The 16,537-nt window shown below is 59.9% G+C and carries 13 protein-coding genes; 10 read left to right on the forward strand and 3 right to left on the reverse strand.

Features of this window, described 5'->3' with window-relative positions; genetic code table 11:
- Positions 1–150: 150 nt before the first annotated feature.
- Genes IT585_05265 through IT585_05280 form a run of 4 tightly spaced genes read left to right on the forward strand, consistent with a single transcriptional unit; the run spans position 151 to position 3,846 of the window.
- The gene (locus IT585_05265) at positions 151–798 is read left to right on the forward strand and encodes an ATP-binding cassette domain-containing protein (GenBank protein ID MCC6962641.1); all 648 of its coding nucleotides are present in this window, start codon (positions 151–153) and stop codon (positions 796–798) included.
- The gene (locus tag IT585_05270) at positions 776–1,612 is read left to right on the forward strand and encodes a hypothetical protein (GenBank protein MCC6962642.1); all 837 of its coding nucleotides are present in this window, start codon (positions 776–778) and stop codon (positions 1,610–1,612) included. Before IT585_05265 ends, IT585_05270 begins: the two co-directional genes overlap by 23 nt.
- A complete protein-coding gene (locus IT585_05275) occupies positions 1,609–2,739 on the forward strand; it encodes a peptidoglycan DD-metalloendopeptidase family protein (GenBank protein ID MCC6962643.1) in 1,131 nt (376 codons plus the stop codon). Before IT585_05270 ends, IT585_05275 begins: the two co-directional genes overlap by 4 nt.
- 12 nt (positions 2,740–2,751) lie before the next feature.
- Entirely contained in the window at positions 2,752–3,846 is a 1,095-nt protein-coding gene (locus IT585_05280) for a hypothetical protein (protein ID MCC6962644.1), read from the forward strand.
- A gap of 139 nt (positions 3,847–3,985) precedes the next feature.
- On the opposite strand, the gene IT585_05285 is transcribed toward IT585_05280, so the two are convergent.
- Complete coding sequence (locus tag IT585_05285; protein MCC6962645.1) at positions 3,986–5,080, reverse strand: hypothetical protein; 1,095 nt, start codon at positions 5,078–5,080, stop codon at positions 3,986–3,988.
- Between the two features lie 271 nt (positions 5,081–5,351).
- On the opposite strand from IT585_05285, the gene IT585_05290 reads away from it, so the two are divergent.
- From IT585_05290 to IT585_05305, 4 genes are all read left to right on the forward strand, one after another.
- Positions 5,352–6,689, forward strand: a complete 1,338-nt coding sequence (locus IT585_05290; GenBank protein MCC6962646.1) for a hypothetical protein — start codon at positions 5,352–5,354, stop codon at positions 6,687–6,689.
- A complete protein-coding gene (locus IT585_05295; GenBank protein MCC6962647.1) occupies positions 6,667–8,004 on the forward strand; it encodes a sigma-54-dependent Fis family transcriptional regulator in 1,338 nt (445 codons plus the stop codon). Before IT585_05290 ends, IT585_05295 begins: the two co-directional genes overlap by 23 nt.
- Positions 8,005–8,157: 153 nt before the next feature.
- Positions 8,158–9,219 (forward strand): hypothetical protein, encoded by a 1,062-nt coding sequence (locus tag IT585_05300; GenBank protein MCC6962648.1) that lies wholly within the window; start codon positions 8,158–8,160, stop codon positions 9,217–9,219.
- Between the two features lie 4 nt (positions 9,220–9,223).
- Positions 9,224–10,519: a hypothetical protein gene (locus IT585_05305; protein ID MCC6962649.1), complete on the forward strand. Its 1,296-nt coding sequence runs from the start codon at positions 9,224–9,226 to the stop codon at positions 10,517–10,519.
- A gap of 5 nt (positions 10,520–10,524) precedes the next feature.
- Here the strand turns inward: IT585_05305 and secA are convergent, their stop codons facing one another.
- On the reverse strand, positions 10,525–13,620 hold the full coding sequence (gene secA / locus IT585_05310; protein ID MCC6962650.1) for a preprotein translocase subunit SecA: 3,096 nt from the start codon (positions 13,618–13,620) through the stop codon (positions 10,525–10,527).
- A gap of 75 nt (positions 13,621–13,695) precedes the next feature.
- Positions 13,696–14,157 carry a hypothetical protein gene (locus IT585_05315; GenBank protein MCC6962651.1) on the reverse strand — a complete coding sequence of 154 codons (462 nt, stop codon included), beginning with the start codon at positions 14,155–14,157 and terminating at the stop codon, positions 13,696–13,698.
- Between the two features lie 185 nt (positions 14,158–14,342).
- Here IT585_05315 and IT585_05320 point away from each other — a divergent pair, with 185 nt between their 5' ends.
- Both IT585_05320 and IT585_05325 read left to right on the forward strand, forming a co-directional pair.
- On the forward strand, positions 14,343–14,888 hold the full coding sequence (locus tag IT585_05320) for a heme-binding domain-containing protein (protein MCC6962652.1): 546 nt from the start codon (positions 14,343–14,345) through the stop codon (positions 14,886–14,888).
- A gap of 141 nt (positions 14,889–15,029) precedes the next feature.
- Positions 15,030–16,502, forward strand: a complete 1,473-nt coding sequence (locus IT585_05325) for an NADP-dependent isocitrate dehydrogenase (GenBank protein ID MCC6962653.1) — start codon at positions 15,030–15,032, stop codon at positions 16,500–16,502.
- Positions 16,503–16,537 lie beyond the last annotated feature (35 nt).

Genomic DNA, 16,537 nt, shown 5'->3' on the forward strand with positions numbered 1-16,537 from the left:
AATCCCGAGTGCTTTCATACCTCGCCCTTCACCAAGTCAGTCTCCTAATGGCTACGAAGCATGCCTGCCGCCGTCAACCAAAAACTGGTTGTCAAACGGCCGCGCAGACGGCAGATTCTGTCTCCGGAGGCACTTGACCGGCTTTTGAGTATGACCAGCGTTCTTCAGATTAACAATGCCGTCATGACCGCGGAAGCACCGACGGGATCTCTGTCGTTCACGCTGCGCGCCGGCGATATCGGCATCATTTTCGGCCCGCCCTGCTCCGGCAAGACGGCGCTTCTGGCGGCATTGCTGGGCGAGCAGAAACTCAACTCCGGCACGATTGATGTCCTGGGAGGGAAGGTTGAACAGGCCAGCCGCAGCGAAATGCGACGGCTGCGACAACGAATCGGCGTGCTCCGCCATGACGACATCTTGGTCTCCCGGCACAGCCTCTTCGACAATGTCGCGCTGCCGCTGCGTATCGGCCGGCGCGAGGAACGGCACATCCACGATCGCGTTACGGCGCAACTGGCTGAAGTCGGATTGTTGGGTAAGATGCGGCGGCGCGCCCAGGACTTAACTGCAGAGGAACGCCGGCTCGTGAGCTTGGCGCAACTGGCGATCAAGTACCCGCCGCTGGTGCTGGCCGATTTGCGCTCGGACGAGACGGATCTGCGGATCATCAAACCCGCGCTCTTCCGCCTGGCGACGCTCGGTACAGCGGTGCTGATCTTCGAACGCCGCAAGACGCCGGATGGTTGCCTGCGCTTTGAAAGGATCATTTCCCTGCGTGAATCGCTATTGGTCGCATGAGGTCGGCGGCGGCCCGGGCGCGCGAATCATCACCGCGCTGCAAGTGATGCTGTCGCTGGCACCGGTTGCGCTGGTTCTGCTGGTAATGCATAATCTCAATCAGCAGGAGTTCGAGCTGCGCCGGCAGTTGAAGCTGGTGGTTTATCTCAGCGACCAGTTGACCGCCGAGCAAATCGGCACGCTGACCGGCCGGGTCAAGGCACTGGAAGGCTATCAATCGTTCGAATACCGCGATCGCGCCGAGGTCTTTGCCGAGATGCAGGCGTTGATCGGCGCCGAACTGCTGCCGGGGCGCGCCGAAAATCCGTTCCCCAATGTACTCGAGGTGCGTTTTGCACCGGTCAAATCGACGCTCACCAATTTTGAGATTTCCGCAATTCAGTTGAAGCAATTTCCGTTTGTCGAGAGTGTCGACTACGGCGCGCAGTGGCTGGCGGCGCAGGAACGGACCTTTGCCGCGACTGCCCGGGTGGCGCTGGCGCTGCGCATCGCCACGGTTCTGGCGGCGCTGCTCCTGATCTTCTGGCAGGCGCGGCGGCTGCTTTCGTCGCATCAGGAATTCATGGCGGCCATGCGCCTGCTGGGCGCCGGCTGGAGATTTGTGGGCATCCCGGTCTTTTCGCGGACGCTGGGAGATGCGCTGATCGCCGGGGCGCTCTGTCTCGGACTGCTCTACGGCGGCTGCGTGCTGGCGCGCGAGTGGAGCCTGCGGCTGAGCTTTTTCGGTCCCGATGGAATCGTCGCGGTCATGTTCATCACGGTGGCGGTGACGATCGTCGGCACGGCGTTTGCGCTGCGCGGGGCGCTGCGATGACGAGCACTGCCGCGATGATCCTGCTGGTCGTTGCGCTCGCCACTCCTCTCCTTTTCGGCCAGGCCGATACCTCGCAACTGGCGGCTACGCGCGCGCAGCTCGAGCGGGCGCGGGCGGAAGCCGAGCGGCTGATGAAATCGCAGGCCGATCTCTACAAGCAACTCGAGAGTATCGACCGGGCGCTGGAACTCTCGAGTCGTCTACAGCGGCAACTGCGGGAGCAATCGCTTGACCTGAAGGCCGAAATTGCCGCCACGGAGGACACCTTGCGGTCGCTGCAGTCAACCTCGGCAACGGCGAGCGAGCTGGCCGCGCGACGACTGCGAAAAGTCTTCATGCTGCACGAAGTGAACCACTTTGACATACCGTACTTATATTCGAGTCAGATCGAGACGGAACGGCAATCCCATTTGACGGCGCGGCTGATCCGCAGCGACAGCCGGCAGTTAGTGTCGATCGACGCGGCCATCACCGACAAGACTGCTGTGCTCGCGAATCTGCAGCGGCGACAAGAGGAATTGGCGCAGAATGCCAAGGCGCGGGCGGCGGAAGAACAACGCGCACGCGCGGCCCTGCGCCAACGCGAAACACTGCTGGCCGATCTCAAGAGCGAAAGCCGCGATCTGGCTTGGCAAGTGGATCAGATTGGCGAGTCGTCGACGGCCTTGAGTGAAGTCTTCGCCCAAATCGATGCCCAGGTAACCGGCACCGGTGACTTCATCTGGCAGCGCGAACGCGAACTTAACCTGAAAATGAAAGGGCGGTTATTCTGGCCGGTGACCGGCCCCGTGGTCAACAAATTCGGTCTCTCCCGGGATTCCCGCAGCGGACTGACCAGCAAGTCGAATGGCGTGGTCATCGCCACCAACCGGGGCGCAAAAGTGGTTGCCGCTCTGACCGGCGAAGTAATATATATCGGCTGGGCGCGCGGCCTGGAACGCTTTGTCGTCGTCGACCACGGCGGCTCCATCTATACGGTCTATGGCAATCTGGACCGGATCGACGTCAGCGAAGGCCAGCAGGTGATCCGGGGCGAAGCGTTCGCCGTCACCGCGGGCAGCCGGCTGCACTTTGAAGTGCGCGAAGGCAAAACGCCGGTCGATCCCAATGCCTGGCTGCGCCATTAACGAATGAGAGCTATGACGATCCATCCCCAGGCAAAAACCCTTGAGCAAATGATTCAGCGCTTCCGCGCGCAAACCCTGCCGGCATCGCTGCTCTTGGCCGGTCCCAAAGGCGTCGGCAAGTGGTCGGTGGCGTTTGACCTGGCCAAGCGCATCGGCTGTCTGCATGCCACGGCCGACGCGCCTTGTGGCCAGTGTGATTCGTGCCGCCAGATCGAGCAGTTCGCGCATCCTGATATTCAGTTGCTATTCCCGCTGCCTGCCGATGACAAAGATTGGGATGAGTGGTACGCGCCGTACTTGTTCGGCAAACAGGCTAAACCGTTTGCACCGTCTTACGCCGACCCCAAGCATTTCATCCCCATCGAGGCAATTCGCCGGTTCCAATCGCGGCTGGCGACGCGCGCCACGCTGTCACGCCACAAGGTGGGAATCATCTACGAGGCGGAACGAATGTTGCCGGGTACGATGGATTCGCTGCTGAAACTTCTCGAAGAGCCGCCGGAGAAATCCTTCTTGATTGTCGTGACCGACCAGCCGCGGATCCTGCTTCCGACGATCCTGTCGCGGCTGCAGCGCGTAAGCATTCCGGCGTTGTCCCAGTCGTTTGTGATCGAGTATCTCCGCTCCGCCGGCATTGCGGCTGACCGGGCCGAATTGCTGGCCCGACTGGCGCGCGGCTCACTTCATACGATCGATGCCTTGGTTGAGGGCGAGTTTTTCCGCCTGCGGGAGACCGCCTGGGAGATGCTGGCGTCCGGACTGAAGCAGAATGCGGCCGCCACCTACGCCCGTTTCGCCGAGACCGCGGCCATCGCTTCGCGCGATCGCGTCGAAGTCGTCTGCACGCACTGGCAGTGTATGATCCGCGATCTGGCGGTACTGCAGAACCTCCCCACCGGGGCGGCGGGCGCGCACGCGCAATTGATCTACTTCGATCTCTACGACAGCTATGCCGGTGCGCTGGCGTCCGGCACTGCCGGTTGGCACGACCGCATCAACAACCGTATCGAGCGGATGCGCCAGGAGCTGCGGCGAAACGTCAACGCCCGCATGGCGGCACTTGATTTTCTGATGGGATTACCGCAGCTGACGACCGGCGGATATTAGGTCACCTCGCTCGATTCACCGAGCGATTGCCTCCTCGGTTTTTATTGACATTCTCCCACAAGGCAAAAAAATACGGGACGCCGGTGGGCAATCCGGCGTCCCGCTTGTTTGAAGGCGCACTCGCGCCTTCAGGACAGGGTCATTCGCAATTCAAGGACCATTGGCCGCGGAAATAGCCGTGCTTCGCTCGCCGCGAATCCGCGTGATCATCATTGTCGCCATTGCCGTTACCATGGTTGCCGGGTCGTTCTTTCGCCACCCAATTGCCGTCGTAGTTGCCGATAGCCGTTTCGTCGCTGTCGTACAATTGGCCTTCGAACCAGCCAAGATCGGTGTTGGCCGGATCCTCGTCGGAGCCGAATCCCCACTCGCCGCGCAGGAATCCGCGGAACAAACCGGCGGCACTGATCCACTTTCCGAACATGACCTCCGCGCCATCATTGCGCTGGCCGAAGTGTCCATGTACGTGGCCAAGTAACAAGCCATCCTCGGAAATCCACCAGCCGACAAAGGTGCCGAGCCCCTTGTCAGAAGCCGGACGAACCCAGCGGCCTTCAAAGAAGCCCTCACCGCATTCAAATTGGTCAATCCGGAAGGCATTTACCGAAAATTGATTGTCGCCGACGTCGACGACTTCACTAATCTGCTCCAGCTCCGACATCGTGAACGTCCGGGTGTACGGGCCGGAGGTGAAGGTCAGAGTGTTCTCGGTATCAAATGAGTCCGGCTCAGGATCATAGACGAACAAGAGTAGACCATCAAAGCTCGGCTTGGTGAAACTGGCAAAATCAAGTTCGGTGCGGTACAGGCGAGGGCGGACGATGTAGTCGCCCCGCTCAAAGCGAATCAGGCGTACGGCCACGATTCCGCCGCGCTCGACGGCAATCGAACCGGACCAGTCGGTGATATCGGTCTCAGTGGAGTCGAGTTCAAGATGTCCCCACAGGAACTCGACGGAGTAAACCTTGACATCGATCAAGCGCTGCCGCAACGAGTCGATGTCGGGTCTTAACCGCAACGGATCGTCGGCATCGACGCTTCCCTCAAGCTCCGTCATCTCGTCATCACCGAATGCCGGACTCTCATCGGTCGCCTTGTAACCACCGAAGTCATCCGTTAGATTCAGTTGTTCGGTTGCCGTGTTGTCGTTCTGCGCACTCTTGTCGCTGCAACCAACCATCCAGACCCCCATTATGAGAACCAAACCGATCAAAAAGAGCTTGTTGAGTTGCATGATAATTCTCTCCTTACCGAAGCAGGTGATCGTAGGGTCAGTTCAAAGTGTGTCAAACGGCGTGCCGGAATGAACGCTGATTGCGGTAAGCAGTATAACTTATTGCTTTGCTTTGTCTTATCCCGACTGCGCCTGAGTGCATCACGACCAGCTCAGAGTCGGCCGATGTCTAAAGTGTACCAGGATGTTCAGTCGCTGAACCACGTTGGTACATCCGGGTGTAACACGCCCGGCGTTGACAGCTTCTGGATTAGTTGCTGAAAGTAGGACCGTGGCGAATTTCGGCGCGCGACGCATCATCTCCATCTCAATTGTGGCCCTGCTGGTGCTGATGGTAGGCGGGTTCAATATCTCGCTCTACCTGTTATATCAGCGCTCAGTCGACACGCTTAACGAGTCTCTGGGACAACGGCTGCTCTCGGTCGGCCGCGCAATTGAGCCGCACGTCGAGACCGTCCTGGAGGAAGACCTGATCGGAGGCCGGCTTTCATTGCCAAATGTAATCCTCCTGGAAGACTACTTCGTTCGGGTCCGGGACGCCGACCAACTATCCGGCATCTACCTCCTCGACGGCTACAATCGCGATCTGCTCTCGCTGGAGGACAGCCTCTCCGAGGTCGAGCTGTTTCTGCCGCTGCATGCGGAAGCACTTGGCCGCGCGCAATTGGGTGAGGCCGGGGTCTCGCCCTTATACGAGGTCGGCGAGCGCTACTTCAAGTCGGCCTATCAGCCGGTTGGATCGGACTCCGTCCTGGCGGTACTGCTGATTGAGAGCAGCTTCGAATTCTTCACGAAATTCGCCGACTATCGCCGCCACCTGATCATTGTCAACGCGACGGCCATTGCCGCTCTGATCCTGATCGGCGTGATTATTCTGGTGCTCAATCGCCGGCTGGTGCGGGCGGAACGACTGCTGGTCTCGCAAGCCGCGCTGACGCAGATGGGGCAAATGACCGCCGTCATCGCGCACGAAATTCGCAACCCGCTGGGTATTATCAAGGCCACGGCCGAGCGATTGCGGCGCAAGTTCGCGCCGGCTGATGGCGATGATCGCCAACTGTTCGACTACATTCCCGAAGAGGTCGACCGCCTCAACCAGATCACGACTCACTACCTGCAGTTCGCTTCACCGAGCGACCTGAAGGGTACGCCGGAGGCAATTGACTCCGTGCTCGATTCACTCCTGCCTGGCATCGTCAAGGACGCAGCGCGGCGCGGTGTCACGGTGACCAGCGCGATCGCCGCGGACGCTGCCGCGATCACGGTTGATTCCGTGGCCGTCCGTCAAGTTCTCTTCAACCTCTTGCGCAATGCCCTTGACGCCACGCCGTCAAGCGGCAAAGTTGTCGTCAAGGTCGAAGCCGCCAATGGCGGCTTGCGGCTGCTGGTCAGCGATACCGGCGCCGGTCTGGAACCGCGACAACTAAAGCGGATCTTCGATCCGTTCTATACCACGAAGGTGCACGGCACCGGTTTGGGGCTGCTCGTGGTAAAGCGCTTGGTCGAGAAAATGAACGGGAAAATTGAAGTAGAATCTCAGCCGGGAAACGGTACCGTGTTCTCGATTCTGATTCCGGAAGGAAAGCATGGCGAAGATTCTGGTCGTTGATGACGAGCCCAAGATGGCGCTGCTGGCGGCATCGGCGCTGGAAGATGCGGGTCATTCCCTTACGGTTTGCCATGACGGCCAAGCCGCAATCAAGGCGCTCGAAATTGATTCGTTCGACGTGGTCGTCACCGATCTGAAGATGCCGCCGCCGGACGGTCTCGAGGTCCTGCGCGAAGTCCGTCATCGATCGCCGGAAACCGGCGTGATTCTGATGACCGCTTATGCCACTGCCGAATCGGCGGTGACGGCCATGAAATCCGGCGCCTACGACTACTTGATCAAACCATTCTCGCTGGATGAACTGACCCTGTTGGTCAGCCGATTCCTGGAGGCCAGTCGGGCACGCAGGCTGAACGAGCAACTGACCGCCGACTATGAAGCCATTGCTGTCGGCGAGTTCATTGGCAATGCGCCCAGTGTCCAGCAGTTGTTCGGACTGATCGACAAGGTCGCCAAACGCGACTCGATCGTACTGCTGTTGGGCGAGTCGGGGACCGGCAAGGAACTCGTAGCCAACATGATTCACAAACGGTCGCCGCGTTCCGGCGGGCCGTTCATCGCCCTGAATTGCGCGGCGTTGAGCGAAACCCTGCTCGAATCGGAACTCTTCGGCCATGAAAAGGGCGCCTTTACCGGTGCGATCAGGCGCAAGCCGGGAAGGTTTGAATTGGCCGATGGCGGCACATTGTTTCTGGATGAGATTGGCGAGATTTCCCCGGCGATGCAAGCCAAGCTGCTGCGGGTGCTGGAGTTGGGGCAGTTCGTCCGCGTGGGCGGCACCGAAACCCTGCATTCCAACGCCCGTATTGTCGCCGCCACCAACCGCAACTTGAAGGCGGCGATTGAGCAGGGAACGTTTCGCGAGGATCTCTATTTCCGCCTGAGCGTATTTCCGATTGCGATTCCGCCGCTGCGCGAGCGGAGTGAGGATGTGCCGCATCTGGCCGAGTACTTCCTGCGCCGCCATGGATACCGCTACGGCGCCCTCGATTCGGCCTGCCACGATCTCCTGCGCAGTTATCCGTTTCCCGGTAATGTGCGCGAATTGAAAAACATCATCGAGCGCGCTTTCATCCTGGCTGACGGCGAACCGATATCACCCGATTTGCTCGGCATCGAGCCGGAGGAAACGACTATCGGGATTGGGGCCGGCGGCCTCGGCGAAGCGGAGCGGCGAATCATCGTCGAAGCCTTGAACCAGGCCGGCGGCAACAAGACCAAAGCTGCGCAAATCCTCAGAATCACCCGGCGGCGGCTTTATTCGCGGATGAAGATCTTTATGATCGAAGCTGAACCTGACGGGACATTCAAATGAGCACGCAGGTACGTTTTAGCAGTCGGGTGGCTCTCAGCTTCGCCGATCACTCCACTGCCTTTGCCGACGGTCATGTCCGACAGGAACTTAAGCTTGCGGCGCAAGCTGGTGCGTCTGGCACGCTATTTGACTCGTCTTCTGGCGGAGCATAAGATGAGAACCCGGCGGATGAATCCAACAGAGTTTTGGCGAGGTGTGGCGCTGTTGCTGGTGGCCGCGGCCGTGATTGCGGGAAGCTCACCAGCCTGCGCGCAACCTGACAATCGCGAGCGTGTCCGCGAAGCGATTGAGCAGACCGACCGCATTCTCGACGAGGCCCGCACCAGCGTCGAGCAGTCCAGTAGTCAACGGGCGGCTCTGTTGCTCAAGCAAGCCGAGCAGTTCCAGGATCGCGCGAAAGCGGCCTTCGACGAAGACCGTCTGCTGCTGGCACAACAATGGACCGACAAGGCGCGCGAGGCGGCGCGCCGCTGCATCGGCAGCATCGTTGACTCTGGCGATGAACGCGACTTCGTCGAGCAGCAGCTGGATGTCACCGACGAATGGCTCGAACAAGTCCGCACCGTCAGCGACAATAACTCGGCTGCGGGACTGGAGCTGCGACTGCAGGAAGCGCAACGACTGCAGGATCGCGCCCGGGACCTGCTGTCCGAGAATAGTCTGCGCCAGGCGCTGCTGCTGACCCGGCGGGCCCAGGAAGTCTGCCGCGATCTGGTGGGGCGTTTTAACTCCGGCGAACGCCGCCGGGACCAACTGCGCGCCAACCTCGAGCGCGCGCGGGCCCTGGTCGACGACAATCGGGACGCCGTTACCGCCTCCAGTAATGAGACCGCCCGGACCTTGTTCGAGTCCGGTTCAGACTTGATCGCGAAAGCCGAAGAACTCTATCAGGCCGGCGCTTATGACGAAGCGCTGCGACTGCTGGCGGGTGGTCTGGTGCGCGTCAACAAAGCTCTGCGCATGATCACCGGCGGACGGGCGGAAGACGAGGCGGCGAGAGCGATGCAAATCGCCGAAGCGCAAATGGAGCGTCTCCAGCAAGCCGCTGCCGACCGGAACAATCGCGTTGCCGCCGACCTGCTGGATGAGGCGCAGCAGAAACTGGAGCGGGCGCGCGCCTACTATGAGCAAGGCAACCACCAGCAAGCACTGGTCATCGTGCGTGTCGTAATGGAGTTGAACCAACAAGCGGCCAAGATACTCGGAACCTGGTAAGATCATGGCGGAAGATGTGGCGGGCGGCGCCGCAGCGACTGCGGCGCGTCTGGTTGCCGTGCTGTTGCTCGCCGGATCCATTTCTTCGGCGTCGGCCGAATGGCGATGGTCGGGCAAGGCCGGACTGAACTACGATTTCATCTCACACGACTACTACCTGCGCGCAATTGACACGCTCGGGATCACGCCGGATTCACTGGCGGAGATCAAGGGCTATTCCGACCGCATCGAGGAGACCGGCATCAATCTGCGGTTGGAACTGCAGAACCAGGGGGCGGTGACAATCGCGCTCGCCAACAATTCGCTCCTGAGCAACGAGAAACTGCGTAATGTGACGGCCGTCCGAGTGCAGTGGGGCGCGCTGCGGTTCGTCTCGGACGCAGAATTTAAGTCTTATGGTCAGAGCGATGATTTCTCCCTGTACCAGTCGCGCCTGCAGAACAGCTCCCGTCTCGGGCTGCGGCTGCTTGACAATAGCCGCTGGGAAGTGGAAATCTCGCAGGAGTTTGAGTATACCGGTTTTGACGAGCGCAGCGCCGCTGTCTACGGCTACCGTCAGCACGAGTCGCGCCTGCGCCTGACCCGGCACCTGGCCGAATTCTCCGACCTGCGGCTCAACCTGCGTTACGACCGGCGCGATGCCTACGACTCCAGCAGCCTCGATTTCTCCCGCTGGATGGCGGATGCGGCCTACGACGACATCGACGCCGGCCGCTCGATCATGGCCAGTCTGTATGCCGAAAGGAAAAATTCCGTACAGCCCGGCCAACGCGACGACTATTACTACTTCAATCCCTATCTTGATCTGGTGTTTGCGCTCGCCGACAACCTCGAGCTGGCCCCGCGTGTCGAAGGGCAGATTTTCAGTTACGATGCGCAGTCGTTGGCGACGTTCTCGCACTACCGGCTGCTGACGCGCGTGGAGCTCGACTATCACTATTCACTGTTGTCGACCTTCAGTTTCGGTCTCGGTGGCGAGCGTCTGCGGGCATTCGACGCGCGCTACGGCGAGCAAGACTATCGCTCCAGCCAGCTGCTGCTCGGCTATGAGACCCTGGCCTCAACGTGGTTCACACTGAATCTCGACAGCCAATGGGGCTATCGCAACTTCACTGCCGCTGCTTCCGAATTCTACACCGATCACTGGTTCGTGCGCCTGGATCTGCTCGGGGACATTAAACTGAGCCGCCGCCTGCGCTTCGCGCTAATTGGCGGCACCGATTTTGAATACCACGACGCCAAGGAAGACGACGTCGTTGTTTACATGCTCAGCGGGAATCTAAATTATCTCATCAAGTAGGGGCGCTACTCTGCGCCGTGGCACTTCTTGTATTTCTTGCCGCTGCCGCAGGGACAGGGGTCGTTGCGGCCGACCTTGGGCATCTCCCGGACGATCGTATGCCCCTTGCTCGGCATCGTCTCTTCTGGTTGCTCCGGTTGCGGCGCGGTGGCGCGCATGCCACTGATGCTCTCATGTACCGAACGCAGTCGCGACTGTTGCTGCTGGCGTCGCTGTTCGGCGGACCGATCAACAGGCTGTAGTTTGAAGACCAAACTGACGGCCGTGCGGTCGATTCGCTCCAGCAGCGCTTCAAACATCGTAAACGCCTCTTTCTTGTACTCCAAGAGCGGGTCGCGCTGGCCGTAGGCGCGCAGCCCGATCCCTTCCTTGAGCTGGTCCATCTCGTAGAGATGTTCCTTCCACTCCGTATCGATAGTCGACAACAACGCATAACGCTCGAGGTGGCGCATGATCTCGGCTCCGAGGAACGCCTCCTTATTGTGGTAGTGCGCCAGTGCAAATTCGCCTAACTGCTCGGCAAGTCCGGTTTTGGTCAGATCCGACCACTCCTTGGAACGCGGATCGATGCTCAGCAGGAAGGCACCTTGCGCTGCCACAGCCACCTTGTTCAGATCGACCGATTCCTCCCCGTCAATCGTCGTCGAACTCTCTGCCACGATCGACTCCGCAACCGCAACGATCATTTCCTCGATTTCCGCCTTGTGGTCAAGCGAATCAATGATCGAATTGCGTCGGTCGTAGATCGCCGTGCGCTGGTTGTTCATGACGTCGTCGTATTGCAGTGTGTGCTTGCGGATCGAAAAGTTCTGCGTTTCGACGCGGCGTTGGGCGCGCTCAATCGCCTTGGTCACCATCCGGTGCGCGATGACCTCACCTTCCTTGATGCCGAGGCGGTCCATCACGGAGGCGATCCGGTCGCTGCCGAACAGGCGCATCAGGTCGTCTTCGAGCGAAAGGTAGAATTCGGAGAGTCCGAAATCGCCCTGACGGCCGGCCCGGCCGCGCAACTGCCGGTCGATACGCCGCGATTCGTGGCGCTCGGTGCCGATAATGTGCAGGCCGTACGGCTCTTCGTCGTCGGCCAGCTTGAGGCCGTCAGCATCGGGAATCTGCTCGATAAGATCGCGCACTTCGTCGGTGATCACTTCGCGCTTGACAACGCGCTTCTCCAGCTTGATGTCGGTACCGCGGCCCGCCATGTTGGTCGCGATCGTCACCGTGCCGGCGCGGCCGGCGTCGCGCACGATCTCCGCTTCCTGCTGGTGAAATTTTGCGTTGAGCACATTATGCGGAACCTTCTCGCGCTTCAGCATCCGCGACAGCTGCTCCGAGACTTCCACCGAGACCGTGCCGACCAGCACCGGCATCCCCTTCTCGTGCAGTTTGCGAATGGCCTCGATAATCGCGGCGTACTTCTCACGCTTGGTCCGATAAATCTTGTCTTCGAAGTCGATGCGCCGTACCGGCTGATTGGTCGGAATCACCATCACGTCGAGCTTGTAGATTTCCCAGAATTCGCCCGCCTCCGTCTCGGCCGTGCCGGTCATGCCGGCGAGCTTGATATAGAGCCGGAAGTAATTCTGCAGCGTGATCGTGGCCACCGTCTGCGTTTCCCCCTCGACGCGCACGCGCTCCTTGGCTTCGATCGCCTGATGGAGCCCGTCCGAATAGCGCCGCCCCGGCATCAGGCGGCCGGTGAACTCGTCGACGATCAGGACTTTCTCTTCCTGCACGACGTACTCGACGTCTTTCTCGTACAGCGTGTACGCCTTCAGCAACTGGTTGATCGCGTGATTCTTGTCGGCCCGTTCGGCGTGCAACTTGTAAAGCCGCTCCTTCTCCGCCAATTTTTGCTCGGGAGTGAGCGCTTCGTTCGAGTCGATCTCGTGCAGTCCCTCGGTGATATCGGGCAGAACGAACAGCTGCTTATCTTCCGGCGACAGCAACTCGCGGCCCTTGTCGGTCAGATTGATCGTGTGTTCTTTTTCGTCGATGACGAAGAAGAGCTCTTCGTCAAGCGTGTGCATGCGCTTCTCGCGCAGCAGATCCAGCTCGGCCTTCTGCGCCAGCTTCTGCGCACCCTGCTCCTTGTAGAGTTTGAGCAGTCGCTTGTTTTTCGGCGCGCCTCGTTGCACGGACAGCATCGCGATGCCGGCTTCGTCCAACTTGTCCTCGCCGAACAGTCGCTCGGCATCAGCAGCGATCTTGTTGACATATTCCGTCTGGCGCTTGACCAGCCGTTCGACCAGCGGCTGCATTTCCTGGAACCGCTGGGTCAGGCTCGAGCTCTCGACTGGTCCGGAGATAATCAACGGCGTGCGCGCTTCGTCGATCAACACGCTGTCGACCTCGTCCACGATCGCAAAGTAGTGCCCGCGCTGAACCCGGTATTCCGGTGCCACCGCCATGTTGTCACGCAGGTAGTCGAAGCCAAATTCGCTGTTGGTGCCGTAGGTGATGTCACAGGCGTACTGCGCCCGGCGCTCGGCAAAGTCCATGTCGCGCTGGATACAACCGACCGTCAGGCCGAGGAACTTGAACACCTGCCCCATCCACTCCGAGTCGCGCTTGGCCAGGTAGTCGTTGACCGTAACCAGATGGACGCCGTCACCGACCAGCGCATTCAGGTACAGCGGCATCGTTGCCACCAGCGTCTTGCCTTCGCCCGTCGCCATCTCGGCGATCTTGCCCTGATGTAGAGCAATGCCGCCGATCAACTGCACGTCGTACGGAACCATCTCCCAGGCCGTCTCGAAACCGCAGACATCCCACGAAGTGCCGCAAAGTCGCCGGCAGGTCTCCTTGACCATCGCGAAAGCTTCCGGCAGAATTTCGTTCAGGTAGTCGTCGATTTCGGTGCGGAGATTCTTCTTGAACTCGTCCTTGTCCCAATTGCGTTCTTTCGCTTCGGCACGGATTTCCGCCCGGAGTTCAGCCAGCTCCTTTTTGAACTCATTCGTGCGCTCGACGAATTTTTCATCGGACCAATCGCGCAGAGTGGGATAGATCTCGTTGATGCGGCCGACGAAAGGCCGGATCGCCTTGATGTCGCGATCGTACTTGGTACCGAAAATCTTGGCGATGAGTGAACTAAACACGCTGACCTGCTACCGATTCCACGGCGATTATACGGCGCGCTGGGTGCCGGGTTTCAAGTGAAACCGCGGTTATCCCTATTGTCCGGCTGCCGGAACGCTGGTCGCGCCGGTGGTGTCCGCGGCCTGTTGCTGCTGTCGCTGCCAGCGCACGGTCAACGACTCCGCCTCTTCCGGCGTCTTGGGGGCGCCCATCTGCTCGAACAACGGCCGCGCCTGGGCGAAAGCCCGTAAGGCCTGGGAATTCCGCGCCTCTTCCAACAGCTTCTTCGCCTCCGCGATGTGTTTACCCGACGGCGCCTTTTCCAAATACTGCGTCAGCGAACCGATAATCTTTTCGTCCCACTTCTCCGCGATGAACTTGTTCATGGCCGCGGTGCGTTCGGCGCCGCGCGGAAGCGAAAACGATTTGTTGATTTCGTCCCACATGGACTTGGCATCGGTGTACAACTTGGTAATCTCCGGAGCTTCGGACGCGCACGAGGCCAACACGGCCAATGCGAACAGAGCCAACGACAGCAGCGGGATCAATTTGCGCATTTCTTTCTTACCTCCATCGGGATCAGGCCTTCGAGAACGGCGCTAAAATTACGGAATGTACAACGATTGTCAATTGCTTTGTCGCCGCATGTCTGCCGCTTCCGGACGGCTGGAAGCAGCGTTTTGGCACTTGTCTCAACTAGATGGCTTCGTATTTTGGAGGAGCTTGACTGAAGGAGAAACGTATGCCCAACCTGAGAGCCTCAGCGCGCAGCATCCTGCTCGTGTCCATTGCCATCGCCTTTGTCATTCTGGTTGCACTCGCCGTCGCCGACGAACAGCCGGAGTCCACTGCCGTCAATGCACCCGCCGTTGACTCGGTTTACGCTGGGATTCGCAGCGGCTTTGCGACGTTGGAGCCGATCTGGATCAAAGCCTGCTACGACTGTCACTCCGACCGGACGCGCTATCCCTGGTACTACAAGCTGCCGCTGGTCCGCGGCCTGATCGACAGCGACATCCGGCAGGCACGCGAAGAGCTCGACATGTCGGGCGGATTCCCCTTCAAGAGCACGCGCCGACCGGTCGACGACCTGCGCAAGCTGCGGGACGAAATCGCTGAAGGCGGGATGCCGCCGTGGAACTACAAGTTGATGCACTGGAGCGCCGGCCTGTCCGATGCAGAAAAACAATCGGTCTACGCCTGGGTCGACGGTTCCCTGCAAGCGTTGGCGGCGCACGGCATTGAACCGGCCCGCCGCAATGGCGGCGGCGAATCCAAGCCGCATTGACGCACGCTGATGACCGTTGCCAAGATTTCTGTTTGCAAATAGCTACTTTTTTGTAGATTAGCGCTTCACCGGAGCCTGCGCCGCGGGCTCCGACCTGACATCGCGCGCTGCGATGAGACCTTACCAACATGGAGTTGATTCATGACCACACCCTATAAAACCCCCGACGGCAAAATCCTGGTCACCCTGATTCCCGGCGACGGCATCGGCCCTGAATGCGTCAATGCCGCCCGCAAGATCATCGCCGCAACCGGTGCGCCTCTGGCCTGGGAGGAACGCGAAGCCGGCGAATCGGTCTTCAAAAAAGGTATCCCCTCCGGCGTGACTCCGGAGACGATTGAGTCGGTTCGGAAAACTCACCTCGTCCTGAAGGGACCCCTGGGAACGCCAGTCGGTTACGGCGAGAAAAGCGCTAATGTCACTCTGCGCAAGCTGTTCGAGACCTACGGTAACATCCGTCCCGCGCGCGAACTGCCGGGCGTCAAGACACCTTACAGCGGTCGCGGTGTTGATCTGGTCGTCGTGCGTGAAAACGTCGAGGATCTCTACGCCGGCATCGAGCACATGCAGACGCCGGGCGTGGCGCAATGCCTGAAACTGATCTCGCGCAAGGGCTGTGAGAAGATTGTACGGCTCGGTTTCGAAGTTGCCCGCGCCGAAGGCCGCAAGTCGGTCCACTGCGCGACGAAGGCCAACATCATGAAGCTGACCGAAGGCATGCTCAAGCGTACCTTCGAGGAAATCGCGCCGGAGTATCCTGACATCCAATCAGCTCACATCATCATCGACAACTGCGCGCACCAGCTCGTCAAGAAGCCGGAGCAGTTTGAGGTCATCATCACAACCAATATGAATGGCGACATCATCTCCGATCTGTCGTCGGCGTTGATTGGTGGTCTCGGTTTCGCTCCCTCGGCCAATCTCGGCAGTGAAGTGGCGATCTTTGAAGCCGTACACGGCTCGGCGCCCAAGTACGCCGGCAAAAACGTCATTAATCCGACCGCCGTGCTGTTCTCCGCCGTCATGATGCTGCGCTACCTGGAAATGTTCAAGGAAGCCGCATTGATTGAGAACTCGGTTATGTACACGCTTGAAGAAGGCAAGGTCATGCCGCGCGACGTCGTCGGCGACGCCAGGGCCGCCTCAACTACGCAGTACACCGACGCCATCATTGCCAACTTCGGCAAATCGTCGACGAAGTTCAAAGTCCGCGACCACAAGCCGATCAAGATGCCGAAGATCGACCTGCGCCCCGATTTCGTGCGCGTGAAGAGCCGCCGCGTCGCCGGAACCGACCTGTTTGTCGAGTGGACTGGCTCGGTCGACGAGCTGGGCAAGAAAGCGGAGACGCTGCTGGACGGCACGCCGCTGCGCCTCAAGATGGTGTCGAGCCGCGGCACCAAGGTCTACCCGACGATGGGCGCCATCACCGACACTGTCGACCAGTTCCGCTTACGCTGTATGATGCGTGATGACACCAAGGAACTCACCGACGAACTGCTGATCGCCTTGCTGCAGAAGGCCAGTTCGATGGGCCTGCATTGGGCGCACATCGAAAAATTGTCGGTATTCGAGGGCAAAGACGGCTTCACCAAAGCCCAGGGCGAAGATTAGAGATTCGCTCAGAGTCAGCGCAGGGACAGGCGTCA

This window comes from Candidatus Zixiibacteriota bacterium (genome assembly GCA_020853795.1).
In the GTDB taxonomy this organism is placed as follows: domain Bacteria; phylum Zixibacteria; class MSB-5A5; order CAIYYT01; family CAIYYT01; genus JADJGC01.

Excerpts from the sequence above, each read along its gene's own strand:
- IT585_05265 (MCC6962641.1), top strand. The coding sequence starts at position 151 with ATGACCAGCGTTCTTCAGATTAACAATGCCGTCATGACCGCGGAAGCA.
- IT585_05275 (MCC6962643.1), top strand. The coding sequence starts at position 1,609 with ATGACGAGCACTGCCGCGATGATCCTGCTGGTCGTTGCGCTCGCCACT.
- IT585_05280 (MCC6962644.1), top strand. The coding sequence starts at position 2,752 with ATGACGATCCATCCCCAGGCAAAAACCCTTGAGCAAATGATTCAGCGC.
- IT585_05285 (MCC6962645.1), bottom strand. The coding sequence starts at position 5,080 with ATGCAACTCAACAAGCTCTTTTTGATCGGTTTGGTTCTCATAATGGGG.
- IT585_05295 (MCC6962647.1), top strand. The coding sequence starts at position 6,667 with ATGGCGAAGATTCTGGTCGTTGATGACGAGCCCAAGATGGCGCTGCTG.
- IT585_05300 (MCC6962648.1), top strand. The coding sequence starts at position 8,158 with ATGAGAACCCGGCGGATGAATCCAACAGAGTTTTGGCGAGGTGTGGCG.
- IT585_05305 (MCC6962649.1), top strand. The coding sequence starts at position 9,224 with ATGGCGGAAGATGTGGCGGGCGGCGCCGCAGCGACTGCGGCGCGTCTG.
- IT585_05315 (MCC6962651.1), bottom strand. The coding sequence starts at position 14,157 with ATGCGCAAATTGATCCCGCTGCTGTCGTTGGCTCTGTTCGCATTGGCC.
- IT585_05320 (MCC6962652.1), top strand. The coding sequence starts at position 14,343 with ATGCCCAACCTGAGAGCCTCAGCGCGCAGCATCCTGCTCGTGTCCATT.
- IT585_05325 (MCC6962653.1), top strand. The coding sequence starts at position 15,030 with ATGACCACACCCTATAAAACCCCCGACGGCAAAATCCTGGTCACCCTG.